Genomic DNA, 18,550 nt, shown 5'->3' on the forward strand with positions numbered 1-18,550 from the left:
GACTACCCGGTCGAACGCATGATGCGCGACGCCAAGATCACCCAGATCTACGAGGGCACCAACCAGGTCCAGCGCATCGTCATGGCCCGCAACCTCCCCTGACGGCTGCCGCACCCGGTCCGACGTGCGCGGACGACGGCCCCCGGCGGTGCGCCGGGGGCCGTCGTGCCGCCGCCCGATGGCGCGCGGGGGCGAGGAGGCGTACCACGGAAGTGCACGGGGAGCCCGCTTTCCGGGCCCCACCTTCCGTCCTCCCCAGGAGGAGCCATGACCCAGCCCGCGAGCACGACCCCCATGAGCAAGGAGATGCAGGACTGCGTCGAGGCCTGCATGTCCTGCCACACCATGTGCGAGGAGACCATGAGCTCCTGCCTGCAGATGGGCGGCCAGGCCCAGATGCAGATCATGCGCGCGCTCATGGACTGTTCGGAGACCACCCGCATGTGCGCCGACATGATGATGCGCCGGTCGCCGATGGCGACCGAGATGTGCGCGATGTGCGCCAAGGCGTGCGACATGTGCGCCGAGGCGTGCATGTCCATGGCGGACGACGCGCAGATGATGCGCTGCGCCGAGGCGTGTCGCCGTTGTGCCGAGATGTGCCGCGCGATGGCGGGCGCGACCATGTGACCGCTGCCTGAAAGCGGTCGAGGGCACCCCCGCGGGTGCCCTTGACCGACCCGCCCGTCAGTTGCCCGAGACCGTGACCTTCTCGTCGTTCTTCAGCTGCTCGACCAGCTGCTTCACCTTCGTCTTGTCCCAGACGAGGTTGCTGCCGGAGGAACCGGAGATCGGCATGTTCATCGACTTGCCGTCGCCGCTGTTGACGCCCTTCATCGCGAAGAACATCGACGCCAGGTCGTACAGGCCCATGTCCTTGTCGACGATCAGGGAGTCCAGGCCCGCGCCCATGGTCGGGTAGAGCTTGAACGGGTTGAGGACCGTGCCCGGCGTGGCCACCTGGTTGGCCAGGGCCGCGAGGAACTTCTGCTGGTTCTTCGTGCGGTCGAGGTCGGAGCCCGCGAGCGCGTACCGGGTGCGGACGAAGGCGAGGGACTCCTCGCCGTTCAGCGTCTGCTTGCCCTTCTTGAAGTCGGCGCCGGACTTGGTGTCCTTGATGTCCTGCGGGATGTCGATCTCGACACCGCCGACCGCGTCCACGATGTTCGCGAAGCCGGCGAAGCCGATCTCCACGTAGTGGTCGATGCGCAGACCGGTGTTGAACTCGACCGTGCGCACCAGCAGTTCGGGGCCGTCCTCCGCGTACGCGGCGTTCAGCTTGGTGTGCCGGCCCGTGCCCTCGTACCGCTTGCCGGACTCCGAGCCGACGAACGACGGTATCTCCACGTCCGAGTCGCGCGGCAGGGAGATCAGGGTGTCGCCGTTGGAGCCGGTGTGCAGGATCATCATCGAGTCCGTGCGCTTGCCCTCGGCGGAGCCGGTGTGCAGCTCCTTCTTCTCCTCCGCGGACATGCCCTCGCGGCTGTCGGAGCCGACGATCAGGTAGGTGGTGCCCTCGCCCCCCTCGGGCCGGTCGATGACCTTCGACAGGTCGACCTCGCGCTGGAGCTTGGAGTCGGCCCAGAAGTACGTGGCGACGGTCGTCACGGTCAGCACGGTCACGACGGTGATCGCGGTCCACTTGATGCGGCGCCGCCAGTTCGGCGCGGGGCGCGGACCGCGGCCGTACGCGTCACCGGGGCCGGCGGGGCCGCCCCCGCCGGAGCCGCCGTAGACCTGGCCCGTGTTGTAGCCGCTGTCGTATCCGGTGTTCTGCGCGTTCGTGAAGTCGCCGTACCCCCGGCCGTCGACGTACGACGGCTGCGGGGGGACGCCGGGTGCGCTCGGCGGGGCGGGCCGGCCGCGGCGGACCTGCCGCATCACGCGCGCGCCCTCGGGCGTTGCGCTCGCGCTGCCGCTTCCGTACCGGGAGCCGCGGTTGTCGTCGGACGATCCCTCGGGCCACTCGTTCATGCGCCCCAGTGTGCCGGTCAGGGCCGTACGGCTTACAGGGTCGTCGAGGAATCAGGGCCCCGCTGTGGCCAAGCTGACACAAAGTCCCGGCTTGTCCCCCTCGGCATAAGGTGGAGGACATGACAGACCAGGTCACCGCAGCGGAGTCGGACGCCTCGGGCATCCCGGGCAAGCCCACCTCCGCCTCCCGCACCACGCTCAGCCACATCATGACCCACAACGACACCAACCTCCTGGGCACGGTGCACGGCGGTGTGATCATGAAGCTCGTCGACGACGCGGCGGGCGCCGTGGCCGGCCGGCACTCCGGCGGTCCCGCCGTCACCGCGTCCATGGACGAGATGGCCTTCCTGGAGCCGGTGCGCGTCGGTGACCTCGTCCATGTGAAGGCCCAGGTCAACTGGACCGGGCGGACCTCCATGGAGGTCGGCGTACGGGTGCTGGCCGAGCGCTGGAACGAGTCCACGCCGCCCACCCAGGTCGGCTCCGCCTACCTCGTCTTCGCCGCCGTCGACGCCGACGGCAAGCCGCGTCGGGTGCCGCCGGTGATACCGGAGACCGAACGGGACAAGCGGCGCTGCCAGGAGGCCCAGATCCGCCGCACCCACCGGCTGGCCCGCCGGCGGGCGATCATGGAGCTGCGGGAGCGGCGGGCGGCCGAGGGGTTCGACGACTGACCCGGCCGCTCAGGGGCACCTCGCCTCGTTCCCCCGCACCACCCCGAACTCGCCCTGTCCCGGCTCCCGCGCCCGCACCTTGCGCACCTGCCGGAAGTCGGCGCCGGCCGTCACCCTCAGCGTCGGCCCGAGGCCGGGCAGGGGCCGCAGCCGGCTGCCGGGGAGGGCCGCCGCCAGGGACCTCGCGGAGCGGTCCCAGCGCGGGTCGTAGGTGATGACCGTGTGCCGGACGGTGCGGTCGGGCGCCGGGGTCGGGCGGCCGCTGGTACGGAAGCCGGTGGCCGCCAGCGCCGCGTCCACCCGGGTGGCCAGGCCGGCGGTGGGGGTGCCGTTCTCGACCTGGACGTGGATCCGGCGCGGGTCCACCTCGACGCCCGTCGCCGCGCCGCGCTTGCGCACCGAGGCGAGGGGCTTGTCGTCGCGCAGCGACCTGAACAGCTGCTCCGCCTTGACCGGGTCCCACTTCACGGTCGAGCCGATGCCCTTCACGACGTGTCCCATCTGGGCGACGGGGACGGTCGTGAACTCGGAGGAGGACGGGGAGAAGGTGCGCATCGCGCGGCCGAGGGCGAGGAGCTCGTCGGCGCCGAAGCCGCGGTCCGCCCGCACCGAGCCCAGCACGGCCCGCGCCACGTCGCGGAACCTCAGCGGGTTCAGCAGGACGCCGGAGGAGGTGGCCCGGTCGACCAGCGCCGCCAGGAAACGCTGCTGGCGCCTCATCCGGCCGAAGTCGGAGTCGGCGTCGAGGTGCCGGGAGCGGACGTACTGGAGGGCCTCGCCGCCCTTGAGGGTGTGCGTGCCGGGCGGGAGGTCCAGGCCGGTGTACGCGTCCTTGAGGGGCAGCGCCGTGCAGACCTTCACCCCGCCGAGGACGTCCACCGTCTTCATGAAGCTGGTGAAGTCGACCTCCAGGTAGTGGTCGATCTTCACACGGGTCATGTGCTCGACCGTCCGCACGGTCAGCTGCGGGCCGCCCTCCGCGTACGCGGCGTTGACCCGCAGCGGGTGGCCCCGGTGGGTCCTGCCGGTCGTCCGGTCGGTGTGCGGGGGCGTCTCGGCGTAGGAGTCGCGCGGCAGGCTCACCACGCTCGCCCGTTTCCGGTCGTCGGAGATGTGCACGATCATCAGGGTGTCCGTGCAGTGGCAGGGCGCCCCGCCCAGCCGGTAGCGCCGGCGCTCCTGCTCGGTGATCCTGTCGCGGCCGTCGGTGCCGACCAGCAGCACGTTCATGCCGTGACCGGCCCGGGGGCGGTTCTTCATGTCCTTGAAGGGGTCGACGCGGGCGATGTCCGCGTCGAGACCGGCGACCACCGAGTGGCCGATGCCCGCGGAGGCCAGGACGACGACCGACAGGGTCATCGCCGCCCGCATGGCCCAGCGGGGCCGCTTCCTGCGCAGGGGGTGCACCGGACGGCGCGGCGGCCGGGAGGCGGGGGACCGGGTCGGGATCGGGGACATGCGGGTCACCTCCGGGCGACGGCCGTACGAGGGGGAGCCGTGAGCACCGTAGGCCCATACGATCTGCAGTCCGGGGCAGCACACCCGGCGGGGCGCGAGCGTGTCCCCCGTTCGCGGTAACGTGAGCCCCCTATGAACGCCAAGTCCGACGTGCAGCTCCCCGCCGTGTCCGTCATCATGCCCGTCCTCAACGAGGAGCGGCACCTGCGCGGAGCCGTCCAAGCGATCCTCGCGCAGGAGTACGCCGGCGAGATGGAGGTCGTGATCGCCCTCGGTCCGTCCACGGACCGCACGGACGAGATCGCGGCCGAGCTCGTCGCCGAAACCGCGTCCCACGGGAACAAGCGCGTGCACACCGTCCCGAACCCGACGGGGCGCACGCCCGCCGCGCTCAACGCCGCGATCAAGGCCTCGCGCCATCCGGTCGTGGTCCGCGTCGACGGGCACGGCATGCTCTCGCCGAACTACATCGCCACCGCCGTACGGCTCCTGGAGGAGACCGGCGCGCAGAACGTCGGCGGCATCATGCACGCCGAGGGCGAGAACGACTGGGAGCACGCCGTCGCCGCCGCCATGACCTCGAAGATCGGGGTCGGCAACGCCGCCTTCCACACCGGCGGTCAGGCCGGCCCCGCCGAGACCGTCTACCTCGGCGTGTTCCGGCGCGAGGCCCTGGAGCAGCAGGGCGGCTACAACGAGGAGTTCATCCGCGCGCAGGACTGGGAGCTGAACTTCCGCATCCGTGAGGCGGGCGGGCTGATCTGGTTCTCGCCGGAGCTGAAGGTGTCGTACCGGCCGCGCCCCAGCGTGCGGGCGCTCGCCAAGCAGTACAAGGACTACGGCCGTTGGCGGCACGTCGTCGCCCGCTACCACGAGGGCTCCATCAACCTGCGCTACCTCGCCCCGCCCACCGCGGTGTGCGCGATAGCCGCCGGGCTGGTGGTCGGCGCGGCCCTCACCCCGCTCGGCTTCGTCGTCCCCGGCGGCTACCTCGCGGCGATCGCCGCCGGGTCGGTGCCGGCCGGCCGGGGGCTGCCGCTGAAGGCCCGGCTGCAGATCCCCGTCGCGCTGGCCACCATGCACATGTCGTGGGGCTGGGGCTTCCTGACCAGCCCGAAGTCGCTGGCGAAGAGGGTCATCGCCTCCCGCCGCCCGGCGGTCCTCGGCTCGCGCTGAGCACCGCCGGACCGGACCCGGACTACCAGGTGTAGTCCGGGTCCACGTGCATGCACTGGCTGGTGTCGGAGGCGTTCATCGTCTGCGCCGACTCCGGGGTCCTGTCGTCGGTCTCCTCGGCCGCCGGCCGGTACGCCGAGCCCGACCGCCAGTCCGCGCCGACGAACAGGGTGACGCCGGAGACGTCGGTGGACCTCGTCACCTGGCTCGCCGGGATGCCGAGGACCTTCGCCACCCGCTGGGCGTCGCCCTGGAGGTCGGCGCTCGGGTAGCGGATCACCGTCCTGTCCTCGGCCGTGGCCGGCGAGGTGTCCGCCACGGCCCGGGCGAAGCCCTTCCCGGCCAGCAGCTGCTTCACCGCCGTCGCCCGCCCGCGCGCCGCGCCCAGCGCGTCGGTGTAGGTGCTGTTGTGGACCTGGACGGCGATCTCGCCGTCCGGGGCGGCCGGGTCCGTGGCCGTCGGTGACGGGCTCGCGGAGGGGGCGGCCTTCTCGGTGTCCTTGCCGTCGAGCGCGATGTCCTCGCGGACCAGCCGGAACAGCTTCGCCGCGTCCTCGGTGGGCTCCACGCGGCTGCCGACGTAGCGGTTCGGCATCGTCGTCATGGTGATGCGCTCGGTCGGCACCTTCTGGAGCTCGTTCGCCAGGTCGTACATCTTCTTGATGCTGTCCAGGCCGTCGTCGACGGTGATCGCCTCCGTGGCCGCCTCGGCGAGCTTGCGCAGCGCGTTCGGGTTGGACAGCTTGGCCTCGGAGCGCAGCTGACGGACCATCGAGTTCATGTACATGTGCTGCGCCTTGGCGCGGGCGAGGTCGGTGTCGTCCTCGAAGCCGTAGCGGGTGCGCAGCCACTGGAGGGCCTGCCGGCCCTTGATGTCGTGCGTGCCCTCCTCCAGCTTCAGTCCGGAGCCCTTGCCGTCGCTGGTGTGCGAGTAGACGTTGGCGTCCACGCACACCGGTACGCCGCCGATCGCGTCCGCCATCGACACCACGCCGGCGAAGTCGATCATCATGAAGTGGTCGATGTGGATGTCCGTGAGCTTCTCCCACGTGGCCACGGTGCAGCCCGGGCCGCCACGGCCGAGGGACTCGTTCGTCATCGCCCGGGTCCGCGCCGCGTACACGGTCCCGTCGTCGGGGTCGGTGCACTTGGGTATGTCCAGCAGCGTGTCGCGCGGCATGCTGACCACCGACATGTTGCTGCGGTCCGCCGACACGTGCAGCAGCATCTGGACGTCCGCGAGCGGGGTGCCGCCGAAGGTGTCCCGGGCGCCGCCGAGCTTCTGGTTCTCCGCGGTGTCCCGGGCGTCGGAGCCGATCAGCAGGATGTTCAGCGCCTTCTGCCCGGCCGCGTTGGCCTTGGTCTCGGCCGCCCGGTCCTTGGCGTCGCCCAGGTTCAGGTCCTCGCTCTTGATGTTGGCGTTCAGGTGCTCGTAGTAGAGGTAACCCGCACCCGCGCCGCCGAGTATCACCAGCGACAGCACCGTCGCCGACCAGCGCAGCACACGCCGTCTGCGCCGTCTGTTCCCGCCGCCGCCCGCTCCGGAGTCCCCGTCGCCGCCGTCGTGTCCGTCCTCGGACGCGTCCTGGTCCGCCGTCGTCGTGGACGTCGCGTCCTCGACCTCGGGAGCGCTCCCCCGCACACTGCTCCGCGCCACTTCCCCTGCCCTCCCCGCCGTGCGCCTGACACGGGCCCGTCCCGCGTCAAGTCAGACGCACGACGGGCCCGCAGGGTTACCTACTTGGCGATTACTTGGCGCACTCGACCTTGTCCGCCGTGGACTTCTGCACCGTGTCCGGCACCTTCGTCGCGGCCGTCATCGAGACGCCCGCGCCCTTGAAGTCCTTGCCCAGGGTCAACGTCATCGTCGGCAGCCCCTGGGCGTTGTCGACGCTCTCGCCCGGCTTCAGCGCGGTCCCGGGCAGCCCCATGATGGCGGCGAGCTTGCGGGCCTGGTCGGCCTGGTCGGGCGCGTACTCGAGCGTCGTCTTGCTGAGTTCGGCGGGCGCGTTGCCCGCGTTCTCGGACTTCGTCACGCCCTCATCATTCTGCAGCCAGCTGAGAGTCTCCTGTGCGCTGCCGGCCGGGGCGCCGCCGTTCATCACCCGCACCCGCACCTCGGAGGCCGCGGACTGGGTGCCCTTCAGACGGGCCGCCGCGGCCGAGGCCGCCGCGTCCTTCGACGCCTGCTCCTTCTGCTTGACCTCGGTGAAGGAGACGTCGTCCTTGATCATCTGGAAGACGGTGGCGGAGTCCGCCTCCTTGAGGACGACCGTGGACTTCACCGTCTCGGCCGGGTTGTCGACCACCGGGACGGTGGTGAAGGTCAGGTTCTTGGTGTTGAGCTTGCCCAGCTCCAGCCCGAGGTCCTTCAGCTTGCCGATGCTGTCGAGCTGGGAGTCGACGGTCAGCGCCTCGGTGCCCGCCTCCGCCAGTTTGATCATCTTGCTGGGGCTGGTGAGCGTGTCGTTCGACTTCAGCTTGCGCATCAGCGAACTGAGGAACTGCTGCTGGATCTGGATCCGGCTCAGGTCGCCGCCGAAGCCCACCGAGTGCCGGGTGCGCACGTACGCCAGCGCCTGCTCGCCCTCGATGGTGTGCGTGCCCTTGGACAGCTTCAGGTGCGAGTCGGGGTCGTCGATGTCCTTGGCCAGGCACACCTCGACCCCGCCGACCGCGGTCGTCAGCGTCTTGACCGCGTTGAAGTCGGCGACCATGAAATTGTCCGCCTGGATCCCGGTCAGCTCGGTGACCGTGCGCACGGTGCAGCTCGGCGTACGGCCCCCCTGGCCGAGGCTGGTGTTGAAGCGGACGTTCTGCGTGCCCGCGATGACCTTCGTGGAGCCGTCCTCCTGCGCGGTCGGGCAGTCCGGGACGTCCACGATCAGGTCGCGCGGGATGCTCAGCGCGGTCGCGTTCGTCCGGTCCTTGGAGACGTGCAGCAGGATCGTGGTGTCGGCGTGGCCGACGCTGCCGGAGTCGCCGTAGCCCTCGTTGCCCGAGCCGGTGCGCTTGTCGGTGCCGATCAGCAGGATGTTGATCGCCTTGTCCTTGTTGAAGCCACCGGTGCTCGCGCCGTCGTCGGAGACGGACGTGATGTTGTCGTTGAGGTGCTCCAGGTAGAGGTAGGCCGCACCGGCGGTGCCCACCAGGGCGAAGGCCGTGATCCCGCCGGTCCACAGCACGATCTTCTTCGCCTTCGACTTCTTCTTCGCCGGCCGGCGACCGCGCCGCCCGGGGGTCGGCTCCTCCGGCGCGCTCCGGCGCCGGCGCTGCTCCGGCACCTCCGGGGTCGTCCGGTCCGGAGCCGTCGTGCGGCCGCCGGACGCGTCCGCGTCCGCCCCGCCGGATTCCCGGCGACGGGACGGCGGCTTGCGGGGTCCGGGGACCGCCGACTGCGGTGTGGAAGGAGTCAGTCGCAGTTCGTATTCACCGGTGTCCGGATTGAGCACCCACTGGTCTGCGGGATCGATGTTGTCCGCCCGCCCACGGCCTTGCGCGTCCACGGTTGTCCGAATCCTCCGTCGGGGCCACGCGGCGCCTTTCCCCCCTCAAAGGCGCTCGGGTCTCGGTCACACAGTGCACGACCCCAGGACGGTCCTCTGGCCCGGTGCACCGGATCGCTCACACTATCCGCCCAGTTCGGCGTGGGGCGACGGCGGTGACGAAATCCACGTCCCTACAACAGGGCAATCCCCCTCATTTCCTTTGAACGGAGTTCGGAGGAACACATGCCCTTGGGAAGCGCTTTACCCGCAGGCCCCGCGACCTACTCATCCGCAGGTGTCCTCGGCGGCCGTGTTCCCGCGGAAAGTGGGCGACGGCGGCGTCGGCGTACCGGACGCACGGTGACCGGACGACTTCGCGGAGCCGGAATTCGGGGAGCCGTCCGGCGCGACGGAAACGGGTGCGTCCGTGCGCAGCAGTTCGAAGAGCCTTTCCGCGTCCGGCTCCACGAGTTGGTCGCGATTGGCGTTGTAGACGTACGACTCCCGGGGAACGGTCAGGAACTGCACGTGGTCGGTGGGGACGTCGCGCAGACCGCGCACGAGTTCGTACAGCCCGCGCAGGCTCGCCAGGTCCGGGTCGGTGGTGAGGGAGGAGGTGGCCGCGTCCAGGACCGGGTAGAGCTTCACCGGGTTCAGCAGGACGTCGTCGCTCTGCACCTTGTTGACGAGCGCCCCGAGGAACCGCTGCTGCCGTTCCATGCGGTCGGTGTCGCTGCCGTTGCCGAGGGACTTGCGGACGCGGACGTACCCGAGGGCCTGCTCGCCGTCGAGCGTGACCCGCCCCGCGGGCAGCCGCAGCTTGGCGTCCTTGTCCCGTATGGGCTCCTCGACGCACACCTCGACCCCGTCGACGGCGTCGACCATGTCCTTGAAGCCGCTGAAGTCGACGACGACGTGGTGGTCGATCCGGATCCCGGTCAGCTTCTCCACCGTCCGGATCGTGCAGGCCGAACCGCCCGTCTGGAAGGCGTAGTTGAACATCGCGAACATCGGCTCGGTCCGTGAGCCGTCCCTCCGCCGGCAGCCGGGCACGTCCACCATCAGGTCGCGGGGCAGGGAGACGGCGGTGGCGCTGCGCCGCCCGGCCGACAGGTGCAGCAGGATCGTGGTGTCCGACCGCGCGGTCCCCCGGTCGCGCCCGTACCTGCCGTTGTCGGGCCCCGAGCGCGAGTCCGACCCGATCAGCAGGACGTTCTGCGCGTCCTTCACCAGCGCGGTCGGCCGCTCCTTCGCGTACCGCGCGAGTTCCGCCGCGGCGGCCTCGTCGGGCGTGATGTTCCCGTCGAGCTTCGCGTACACCAGCCACCCCGCCGCGCCGGTCCCGGCGAGGAGCACGGCCGCCGCCCCCACCCCGTACCGCGTCCACCGCCGGCGCCGCCGCCGCGCGAGCCCCGCCCCGTGCGCGAAGGCCCCGCCCTGCGGCCCGAGGGGCCCGGATCCACCCGCGGTACGTCTCACGCCGGAACCCGCCCCTCCTGCTCGCCGGACGAACGTGGCGTCTCGCCAACGCCTCGTGCTGCTCCTCCGACGATGGCGCGAGCGGGGGGCGGGCGCGGGTGGGGATGGGCCGAACGGGTGACGTGGGGGCGTGGCCCACCCGGTCCCGGCCGGCCGCCGCTCCTGGTCCGCCGTGGTGCGTGCCGCCCTGGGTTCGCCGTGGTGTGGGCCGCCCTGGGTTCGCCGTGGTGCGTGCCGCCCGGGGTTCACCGGGCTCTCGGGCCGCCGGGCCGAGCGGGACCCGGGCCGCCGGGCCGTCGGGACGAGCCGGACCCGGGACGTCGGCCGGGTCCGGCCCTACCGGGCCGTCGCCGTGACCCGTTCGCTGTCGATGCGCCGGGCCACCGTCTCCTCGTCCGCCCGGTCCAGGTTCGGGCAGAGGACCACGGAGCCGCCGTCGGCCAGCGGGGCGTAGAGGCCGGCGCTGAGGCCCGCCCAGGTGTCGTACGGCAGGGCCGACAGCAGGCGGGAGCCGGGGCCGGTCAGGCCGAGGTCCGCCGCGTCGGCGCGGGCGCGCTCCACGATCTCCGCGCCCGTGTACTCCGCGCCGGCCACGATCAGCGCGGGCTCCTCCGGATCCACGGGCGCGTAGGCGCGGAAGCGGTCCCCGTGACCGGGGACGTCCACGGCGTAGTCGGCGTACCCCTCCGGCGGAGCCGGGACGAACCGCCGGCCGAGCGGCGCGAGGGAGAGCGCGTACCGCTCGCCCCGGCAGGCGAGCCCCGCCTCGAAACGACCGGGCCCGGCCACGACGTGATCGGCGCGCGCGGGATCCCCGCCCACGTCGGCGACGACCCCGACCGACGAACAGGCCAGCAGCCACACCGCCGTCTGCCAGTGCGCGGGCAGCAGCAGCGCCACCCGGTCGCCGGGCTCGGCGGACAGGCCGTCCTGGAGGAGGTTCGAGGTCTTGGCCACCCAATTGGCGAAGGTGGCGACGGACAATTCGACCCGCTCACCGGTGGCGTCGTCGTAGAAGGTCACCAGCGGGCGCGCGGGATCCGCGGCGAGCGCGGAACGCAGCAGGTCGGCAGGGGTGCGGTCGGTGGCTGTCACCTGCGCAAGCGTACGCGCCGCGAACGCCGAACACCGGCCCCGACGCCACCGGTTCGGCCGAACGCGGTCCGACGGCCCGTCAGTTCCCCGATGTGCGCGGACGTGGGGCGATGCCCACGATCAGTGGCATGCGTGGATTGCTTGCTTCTTCGATCGGCGTCACCTGTTCGGCGGCCCTCGCCCTTTCGCCGACGCCGCCCGCCACCGCGGCGACGGCCCGGCCGGCGCCGGCCGCGGACACGGTACCCGCCGCGGTCCGGGCCACGAGCCCCCTCGCCGCTCCCTCCGGCAGCACCCGGTCGCTGCCCCTGACCCCCCTCGCCCGCGACCGCGCGACCGGCGGCGCGGACCGGGGCCTGACCCGCAGGGAGGTCGCCCCCTTCTCCCTGCTCGGCGTCGTCTGGGACGACCCGGACACCGCGCTGCACGGCCGGGTCGAGGTCCGCACCCGCGCCACCCGCACCGGCGCCTGGTCCGGGTGGCGGGACCTCGAGACCCACACCGCCGAGCACGGCGCCGACCCGGACACCTCCGAACACGCCTCGGGCCGCGTCCGCGGCGCCACCGCCCCGCTGTGGGTGGGCGACTCCGACGGCGTGGAGGTCCGCGTGACCGCCGCGGCCGGAGCGCGTGCGGAGGACACCGCCCGCGGCCCCCGTACGGGGCCGGCGGCCGGCCCGCTCCCCTCGGGCCTGCGCCTGGAACTGGTCGATCCCGGCACGCCGGCCCGAGCGGCGGACGTCCCCGGCCGCGCGCCCGCCGGCGCGCCCCACGGCCGCGCCCTCCCCGTCGGCGCCCCCGTCCCCGCCGACGCCCAGGCGGCCGCGACGGCCTCCGTGCTCCCCGCCCTCGACCGCGCCGCCACCGAACGCGAGTTCCTCGCCCTGTACGGCGCCACCCTGACGGACGCCCAGAAGGCGAAGCCGTACATCGGACCCCGCCCACGCCTCGTCACGCGCCGCGGCTGGGGCGCCGACGAGAAACTGCGGGAGAGCGGTTTCCGCTACACGACGAAGGTCAAGGCGGCCTTCGTGCACCACACGGTCTCGGGCAACAACTACACGTGCGCCCAGGCGCCGTCGGTCATCCGCGGCATCTACCGCTACCACGTCAAGAGCATGGGCTGGCGGGACATCGGCTACAACTTCCTCGTCGACAAGTGCGGGAACATCTACGAGGGCCGCGCCGGGGGCGTGACCAAGCCGGTCCTGGGCGCCCACACCCTCGGCTTCAACACCGACAGCATGGGGATCGCGGTCCTCGGCACGTTCACCAGGACCAAGCCGTCCGACGCGTCGGTGACGGCCGTCGCCCGCCTGACGGCGTGGAAGTTGGGTCTGTTCGGGGCCAATCCGCGCGGAAAGACATACCTGAAGTCAGGGGGTGGCAATCTCTACGCAAAAGGTAAGAACGTACGACTGAACGTGATCTCCGGTCACCGGGACGGCTTCGCCACGGAATGCCCAGGACGGCAGCTCTACGGCAAGCTCGGCTCGACCCGCTCGACGGCGGCCCGCTACCAGGGCCGTTGAGGCGGGCGCGGACGCCCGGGACCCGGGGAGGCCCCGGCGGGGGCGGAGGCCATGGGCAGCGGGGGGCACATTCCACAGCCGTCGGGGGGACAGCGCATGGAACACCGCATGCCGCACCGCACGGCCATCGAAGTTGCCACGCAACGGTCTGCATACACTGGCCGGCCGAAAGACAGTTCGGCCGGTCCCGGCAGGAAGCAGAGACGAAGGTGACAGAAGCGATCCTCCTGGTCGGCGGCAAGGGCACCCGGCTGCGCCCGCTCACGGTGCACACGCCCAAGCCCATGGTCCGGGCGGCCGGCGTGCCGTTCCTGACGCACCAGCTGGCACGGGCGAGAGCGGCGGGCGTCGAGCACATCGTCCTCGCGACGAGCTACCTCGCGGAAGTCTTCGAACCGTACTTCGGCGACGGCTCGTCACTCGGTCTCCACATCGAGTACGTCACGGAGGAGGAGCCCCTCGGCACGGGCGGCGCGATCCGCAACGTCGCGTCCCGGCTGCGCTCGGGCCCCGACGACCCCGTCCTCGTCTTCAACGGGGACATCCTCACCGGCCTCGACATCCGCCGGCTGGTCGCCACCCACGAGTCCGCCCGGGCGGACGTCTCCCTCCACCTGACCAGGGTGACGGACCCGCGCGCCTACGGCCTGGTCCCCACGGACGGGACGGGCAGGGTCCTGGCCTTCCTGGAGAAGCCCCAGACCCCCGAGGAGATCGTCACCGACCAGATCAACGCGGGCGCCTACGTCTTCCGCCGCTCCGTCATCGACACGATCCCGCCGGGCCGCCCGGTGTCGGTGGAACGGGAGACCTTCCCCGACCTGCTGTCGGCGGGAGCGCACCTCCAGGGCATGGTCGACTCGACGTACTGGCTGGACCTCGGCACCCCGGCCGCCTTCGTCCGGGGATCGGCCGACCTGGTCCTCGGCCGGGCCCCTTCCCCGGCCGTCCCCGGCCGCTGCGGCGACCGGCTGATCCTGCCGACGGCCAAGGTCGCCCCCGACGCGAAGCTGACGGGCGGCACGGTGGTGGGCGAGGGCGCGTTCGTCGCGGAGGGCGCGCGCGTCTTCGGCTCCACGATCCTGCCCGGCGCGGTGATCGAACCGGGAGCGGTCATCACCGACTCCCTCATCGGCACCCGCGCCCGCGTCGGCGAACGGTCCGTCCTGACCGGCACGGTCATCGGCGACGGCGCCGTCGTCGGCCCGGACAACGAGCTCCGCGAGGGCGCCCGGGTGTGGTGCGACGCCCGCATCCCGGCGGGAGCGGTGCGCTTCTCCTCCGACCGGTAGCCGGAAGACGACGGCCAGGGCGACGTCGAACGCCGGCCGGGCCCACCGGCCCGTCCGGCCGCCGGGAACGGGACCGGCCGCTCGGCCCCGTCCCGGCACCGGCGTTCCCCCTCGCCTTCTCAGGGGAGCACGGGAAGGGAGGGGGCGGCGGGAGCGACGCCGGCCCACCGCGGCCCCGCGCCCCTCACAGCTTCCCGATGTCCCCCACCGGCATCCGTGGCGCCCGCCGCGGCGGCACCCGCCCGCTCAGCAGGATCAACCGGGCCGCCCGGTGCCGCTGCCCCGCATACGGCTCCAGCAGCTCCAGCATCACCGCGTCGTCCGCCGACCGGTTCCCGGCCAGCGCCCACCCCACGATCCCCGGCAGGTGCAGGTCCCCCACGGTCACCGCGTCCGCCGCCCCGTGGCTGCGCTGCACGGTCTCCGCCGACGTCCACGGCCCGATCCCCGGCACGACCTCCAGCCGCGCCTGCGCGTCCCGCGCCGGCATCCGCACCGCCTCCTCCAGCCGCCCCGCCACCCGCACCGCGCGCAGGATCGTCGACGCCCGCTTGTCGTCGACCCCGGCCCGGTGCCACTCCCACGACGGGATCAGCGCCCACGTCCGAGGCGCGGGCATCACCCACAACCGCCCGCCCGCCGCGGGCCCCGGCGCCGGCTCCCCGAACGCGCGCACCAGCAGCCGCCACGCCCGGTACGCCTCGACGGTGGTGACCTTCTGCTCCAGCACCGACGGGATCAGCGACTCCAGCACCAGCCCGGTCCGCGTCAGCCGCAGCCCCGGCCGCCGGTGCCGCGCCATCGCCACGACGCGGTGCCGCGGCACGAAGGCCGAGGGATCGTCCGAGGCGCCGAGCAGCTCCGGCAGCTGCTCCAGCAGCCACTCCGCGCCCGGCCCCCAGGCCTCCCCCCGCACCGCACCGCCCCCGGGCACCACGGCCACCCGCAGGGTCCCGGGTCCGACGGGCGTCAGACTGGCCCGCCACACCGACCCGTCGGGCGTCGCCCGGAACGTCGGGTCCCCGGGCCCACGCCGCAGCGGCCCCAGCACCACGCCCAGCTCGAGCGGCCCCTGCGGCACCCACGTCCGTACCCGCCCCGCCCGGGAACCGGCCTGCCGCGGCACCCCGCCGGGAACGACGACGTGCCCCCCGCGCACGGTCGTACGCGGGGGCCGCGGAGCGAATCGTCCTGACACGAGAGAGATCCTTGGGGAGGAAACGGGGACCCGCGAGAGGCCCGGCCGGGACCACGGGAGCAGGCCCGGCCAGGACCTCACGAGAACGGGCCCGGCACGGACCTCCGAGAGTAGGCCCCGCACAGACCCGCGCGAGCGGACCCGACGGGAAGAAACGTAACGAAAAGAGACGCGAAGGGGGCACCGGAAGGCCGGGTGAGGGGTCTCACCGCACCTCGATGAACCCTCCCGCGTCCCGCTCCGCCCGGGCCTTCGGCTCCTCCGCCGGATGCCCGACCGCGACGGCCCCCATCGGATCCCACTCCCGCGGCAGCTCGAGCACCTCCCGCACCACGTCCCGGCAGAACATCGTGGACGACACCCATGCCGACCCCAGCCGTTCCCCGGCCAGCGCGACCAGGAAGTTCTGCACGCCGGCCCCGGCGGCGACCACGAACATCTCCCGCTCGGCCCCGTCCCGCCGCGCGTCCCCGTACGTGTGCGACCCGTCCATGACCAGGCACGGGACCACCAGGTAGGGCGCGTTGCGCAGCACGTCCCCGCGGCGCACCCGCCGGGCGACGGACTCCTCGCTCTTCCCGTCCCGCCGCAGGTCCGCGACCCAGGCGTCCCGCATCGCGTCCAGCAGCCGGGTCCTCGACCCCGCCGACTCCAGCAGCACGAACCGCCACGGCGTCGTGTGGTGCGGCGCCGGCGCGGTGACGGCGGCGGCGACGGCCCGCCGGACCGCCCCGGGGTCGACCGGTTCGTCCGTGAAGGACCGCACCGTCCGCCGCTGGGTGACCGCCAGCCGGACCGCCTCGGACGTGCCGAGCCGGAACATGTCGTCGCGCGCTCCGCGCACCATGGCCCGCGCGCCCTCGCCGTCGCCGTCGGCCACCACGTGCGGCAGCCCGCGCAGGACGGCGACCGGCAGTCCGGCGGCCTTGCCCTTCACCAGGTCGCCGGCGGCGGCCAGCTCGTCCGCGGTCGCGACGACGGTGGCGCTGAGCGGATTGCCGTGCCCGTCCGTGCCGCCGCGCAGGTCGTCCAGGACGCGCACGCCGGCGGCGCCGATCGCCACGTCCGTGAGCCCCGCCCGCCAGGGCCGGCCGAAGGTGTCGGTGACGACGACGCCGACGTCGACGCCGAGGACGTCGCGCAGCCCGTCGCGGATCGCGCGCGCGGAGGCGTCCGGGTCCCGGGGGAGCAGCAGGACCGTGCCGGCGGGGGTGTTGGAGGCGTCGACGCCGGCGGCCGCCATCACCAGGCCCTGCCGGTTCTCGACGATCCGCAGCGCGCCGCGCCGGGCCACGACCCGGACGGTCTCGGCGTCGATCGCGGCCTCCCGGTCGTCCGCCCGGACGACGCGCCCCTCCGCCTTGGACACGATCTTCGAGGTGACCAGCAGGACGTCCCCGTCGAGGAGTCCCGGCTCGGCGGCGGCGATCAGCTTGGCGAGGTCGTCCCCGGCCTGCACCTCGGGCAGACCGGGCACGGCCCACACCCGGTAACCGGTGTCGACGGGCCCGCTCACGCCCCCCGCACCTCCTCCGCCAGCGCCAGCGCCTCCCGGGCCATCCGCGCGGCCGCGTCGACGTCGGTCATCATCAGCGGCACGGCCCGGCAGCGGATGCCGGCGGCCTCGACCCGCTCCACCGCGCCCGCGTCCACGGTGTCCACGAGCCAGCCGTCCAGCAGTCCCGAGCCGTAGTGCTCGGCGACCGCGGCCGCCGTCGACTCGACGCCGACCGCGGCGAGCACCTTGTCGGCCATGCCCCGCACCGGGGCGTCCCCGACGATGGGGGACAGGCCCACCACCGGCACCCCGGCGTCGGCGATGGCCTCCCGGACGCCGGGCACGGCGAGGATGGTGCCGATCGAGACGACCGGGTTCGACGGCGGGAAGAGGACGACGTCCGCCTGGGCGATCGCCTCCAGGACGCCCGGCGCCGGCTTCGCCTGCTCGGCGCCGACCGGCACGATCGCCTGGGCCGGCACCGACGCCCGCAGCCGGACCCAGTACTCCTGGAAGTGGACGGCCCTGCGCTCGCCGTCGACCTCGACCGCGACGTGCGTCTCGACGCGGTCGTCGGTCATCGGGATCAGCCGCACGCCCGGCTTCCAGCGGTCGCACAGCGCCTCGGTCACCGCGCTCAGCGGATAGCCGGCGCCGATCATCTGCGTCCGCACGATGTGGGTGGCGAAGTCCCGGTCGCCCAGTCCGAACCACTCGGGCCCGACGCCGTACGCGGCGAGCTCCTCCTTCACGTGGAAGGTCTCGTCGGCCCGTCCCCAGCCCTGTTCCTCGTTGATGCCGCCGCCGAGGGTGTACATCACCGTGTCGAGGTCCGGGCAGACCTTCAGCCCGAAGAGGTGGATGTCGTCCCCGGTGTTGCCGATGACCGTGATGTCCGCGTCCGGCGCGGCCCGCTTCAGACCGCGCAGGAACCGGGCACCGCCGATGCCGCCTGCCAGAACCACAATGCGCATGGGAAACAGTGTGTCAGCCGCCGGGCGGACGGGTGGCGTCAGGCGGTCACCGCGCGCCCGTCGCAGTAGGGGGCGACCAGGGCCTGCTCCGGCGTCCTCCCGGCCGGGCGGAGGCGGGACGACGGAAGCGCGGGCATCTCGGTCAGGCCCGGGAAGTACACGTGCAGGGTGACCGCCGGCTCCAGCGCGTCGTTGACGACCTCGTGCGTGTACCCCGGCGCGAAGACGCGCTGCGCCCCCGCCGTCAGCACCCGGCTGCCCCGGTCCGTGTGCTCGGTCAGCTCGCCGTCCAGCACGGTCAGCACACCGGAGGAGCGGCCGTGGCCGTGCGGCCCGCTGCCCTGCCCGGGCACCCAGGACAGCAGCCACACCTCGTAGCCGGGGCCCGTGCGCAGCCGGTGGTACCAGCGGCTCGTCGCGTCGTACCGGACGAGGTGCTCCCACCCGGCGCGGTCGGCGGCGATGGAGCGGGCCAGGCCGACGAACTCGGCGACGGTGGCCGGGTGCTCGCGCGGGGCCTGGAGGAGGTGCGGGACTTCGAGGATGTCGCCGGCGATCTGGAGGTCGCTGTCGCTGTTCATGGGTGCGGGGGGTCCTCGGCGGAGAAGAGCGGGGGGCTGGGTGTCACGTGCCGTCCGCCCGGATCGCGGGCGACGGGGGATGCCCGGGTACGGGCGGGGAACAGGCAGCCGAGTCGCAGTGGACCCGG

The 18,550-nt window shown here is 73.0% G+C and carries 16 protein-coding genes; 6 read left to right on the plus strand and 10 right to left on the minus strand.

The genetic code is table 11. The features are described 5' to 3' along the window. Window positions 1–102: acyl-CoA dehydrogenase family protein (locus tag ACH4F6_RS38825; protein WP_361368133.1), on the plus strand; the 102-nt coding region annotated here is incomplete at its 5' end. A 165-nt stretch (window positions 103–267) separates the two neighbouring features. Continuing rightward, window positions 268–630, plus strand: coding sequence for a four-helix bundle copper-binding protein (locus ACH4F6_RS38830; protein WP_397965330.1), 363 nt, complete (start codon window positions 268–270; stop codon window positions 628–630). A 57-nt stretch (window positions 631–687) separates the two neighbouring features. On the opposite strand, the gene ACH4F6_RS38835 is transcribed toward ACH4F6_RS38830, so the two are convergent. Next, entirely contained in the window at window positions 688–1,974 is a 1,287-nt protein-coding gene (locus ACH4F6_RS38835) for an LCP family protein (protein ID WP_397965331.1), read from the minus strand. Window positions 1,975–2,093: 119 nt separating this feature from the next. On the opposite strand from ACH4F6_RS38835, the gene ACH4F6_RS38840 reads away from it, so the two are divergent. Then, window positions 2,094–2,651, plus strand: coding sequence for an acyl-CoA thioesterase (locus ACH4F6_RS38840; RefSeq protein ID WP_397965332.1), 558 nt, complete (start codon window positions 2,094–2,096; stop codon window positions 2,649–2,651). Between the two features lie 9 nt (window positions 2,652–2,660). On the opposite strand, the gene ACH4F6_RS38845 is transcribed toward ACH4F6_RS38840, so the two are convergent. Continuing rightward, window positions 2,661–4,109, minus strand: coding sequence for an LCP family protein (locus tag ACH4F6_RS38845; RefSeq protein ID WP_397965333.1), 1,449 nt, complete (start codon window positions 4,107–4,109; stop codon window positions 2,661–2,663). A gap of 132 nt (window positions 4,110–4,241) precedes the next feature. Between ACH4F6_RS38845 and ACH4F6_RS38850 the strand changes: the two genes are divergently transcribed. After that, window positions 4,242–5,285: a glycosyltransferase family 2 protein gene (locus ACH4F6_RS38850; RefSeq protein WP_397965334.1), complete on the plus strand. Its 1,044-nt coding sequence runs from the start codon at window positions 4,242–4,244 to the stop codon at window positions 5,283–5,285. Between the two features lie 22 nt (window positions 5,286–5,307). Here ACH4F6_RS38850 and ACH4F6_RS38855 read toward each other — a convergent pair whose 3' ends face one another. The 4 genes from ACH4F6_RS38855 to ACH4F6_RS38870 form a co-directional block, all read right to left on the minus strand. Next, window positions 5,308–6,942 (minus strand): LCP family protein, encoded by a 1,635-nt coding sequence (locus ACH4F6_RS38855; RefSeq protein WP_397965335.1) that lies wholly within the window; start codon window positions 6,940–6,942, stop codon window positions 5,308–5,310. Window positions 6,943–7,033: 91 nt separating this feature from the next. Further along, complete coding sequence (locus ACH4F6_RS38860; RefSeq protein WP_397965337.1) at window positions 7,034–8,791, minus strand: LCP family protein; 1,758 nt, start codon at window positions 8,789–8,791, stop codon at window positions 7,034–7,036. 267 nt (window positions 8,792–9,058) lie between these two features. Beyond that, window positions 9,059–10,252, minus strand: a complete 1,194-nt coding sequence (locus tag ACH4F6_RS38865; protein ID WP_397965338.1) for an LCP family protein — start codon at window positions 10,250–10,252, stop codon at window positions 9,059–9,061. A gap of 336 nt (window positions 10,253–10,588) precedes the next feature. Continuing rightward, the gene (locus ACH4F6_RS38870) at window positions 10,589–11,347 is read right to left on the minus strand and encodes a TIGR03089 family protein (protein ID WP_397965340.1); all 759 of its coding nucleotides are present in this window, start codon (window positions 11,345–11,347) and stop codon (window positions 10,589–10,591) included. A 128-nt stretch (window positions 11,348–11,475) separates the two neighbouring features. On the opposite strand from ACH4F6_RS38870, the gene ACH4F6_RS38875 reads away from it, so the two are divergent. Next, complete coding sequence (locus ACH4F6_RS38875) at window positions 11,476–12,879, plus strand: peptidoglycan recognition protein (protein ID WP_397965341.1); 1,404 nt, start codon at window positions 11,476–11,478, stop codon at window positions 12,877–12,879. Window positions 12,880–13,088: 209 nt separating this feature from the next. Next, window positions 13,089–14,171, plus strand: a complete 1,083-nt coding sequence (locus tag ACH4F6_RS38880) for a sugar phosphate nucleotidyltransferase (protein WP_397965343.1) — start codon at window positions 13,089–13,091, stop codon at window positions 14,169–14,171. A 184-nt stretch (window positions 14,172–14,355) separates the two neighbouring features. Here the strand turns inward: ACH4F6_RS38880 and ACH4F6_RS38885 are convergent, their stop codons facing one another. The 4 genes from ACH4F6_RS38885 to ACH4F6_RS38900 form a co-directional block, all read right to left on the minus strand. Beyond that, entirely contained in the window at window positions 14,356–15,369 is a 1,014-nt protein-coding gene (locus ACH4F6_RS38885) for a DNA-3-methyladenine glycosylase family protein (protein WP_397965345.1), read from the minus strand. 205 nt (window positions 15,370–15,574) lie between these two features. Beyond that, window positions 15,575–16,885 carry a coenzyme F420-0:L-glutamate ligase gene (locus tag ACH4F6_RS38890; RefSeq protein ID WP_397965346.1) on the minus strand — a complete coding sequence of 437 codons (1,311 nt, stop codon included), beginning with the start codon at window positions 16,883–16,885 and terminating at the stop codon, window positions 15,575–15,577. Beyond that, on the minus strand, window positions 16,882–17,841 hold the full coding sequence (gene cofD, locus ACH4F6_RS38895; protein ID WP_397965347.1) for a 2-phospho-L-lactate transferase: 960 nt from the start codon (window positions 17,839–17,841) through the stop codon (window positions 16,882–16,884). The genes ACH4F6_RS38890 and cofD overlap by 4 nt, the downstream gene beginning before the upstream one ends. A 38-nt stretch (window positions 17,842–17,879) precedes the next feature. Further along, complete coding sequence (locus ACH4F6_RS38900) at window positions 17,880–18,422, minus strand: cysteine dioxygenase (RefSeq protein ID WP_397965348.1); 543 nt, start codon at window positions 18,420–18,422, stop codon at window positions 17,880–17,882. Window positions 18,423–18,550: the final 128 nt, after the last annotated feature.

This window comes from Streptomyces sp. NPDC017936, assembly GCF_044328485.1.
Classification (GTDB): Bacteria; Actinomycetota; Actinomycetes; order Streptomycetales; family Streptomycetaceae; genus Streptomyces.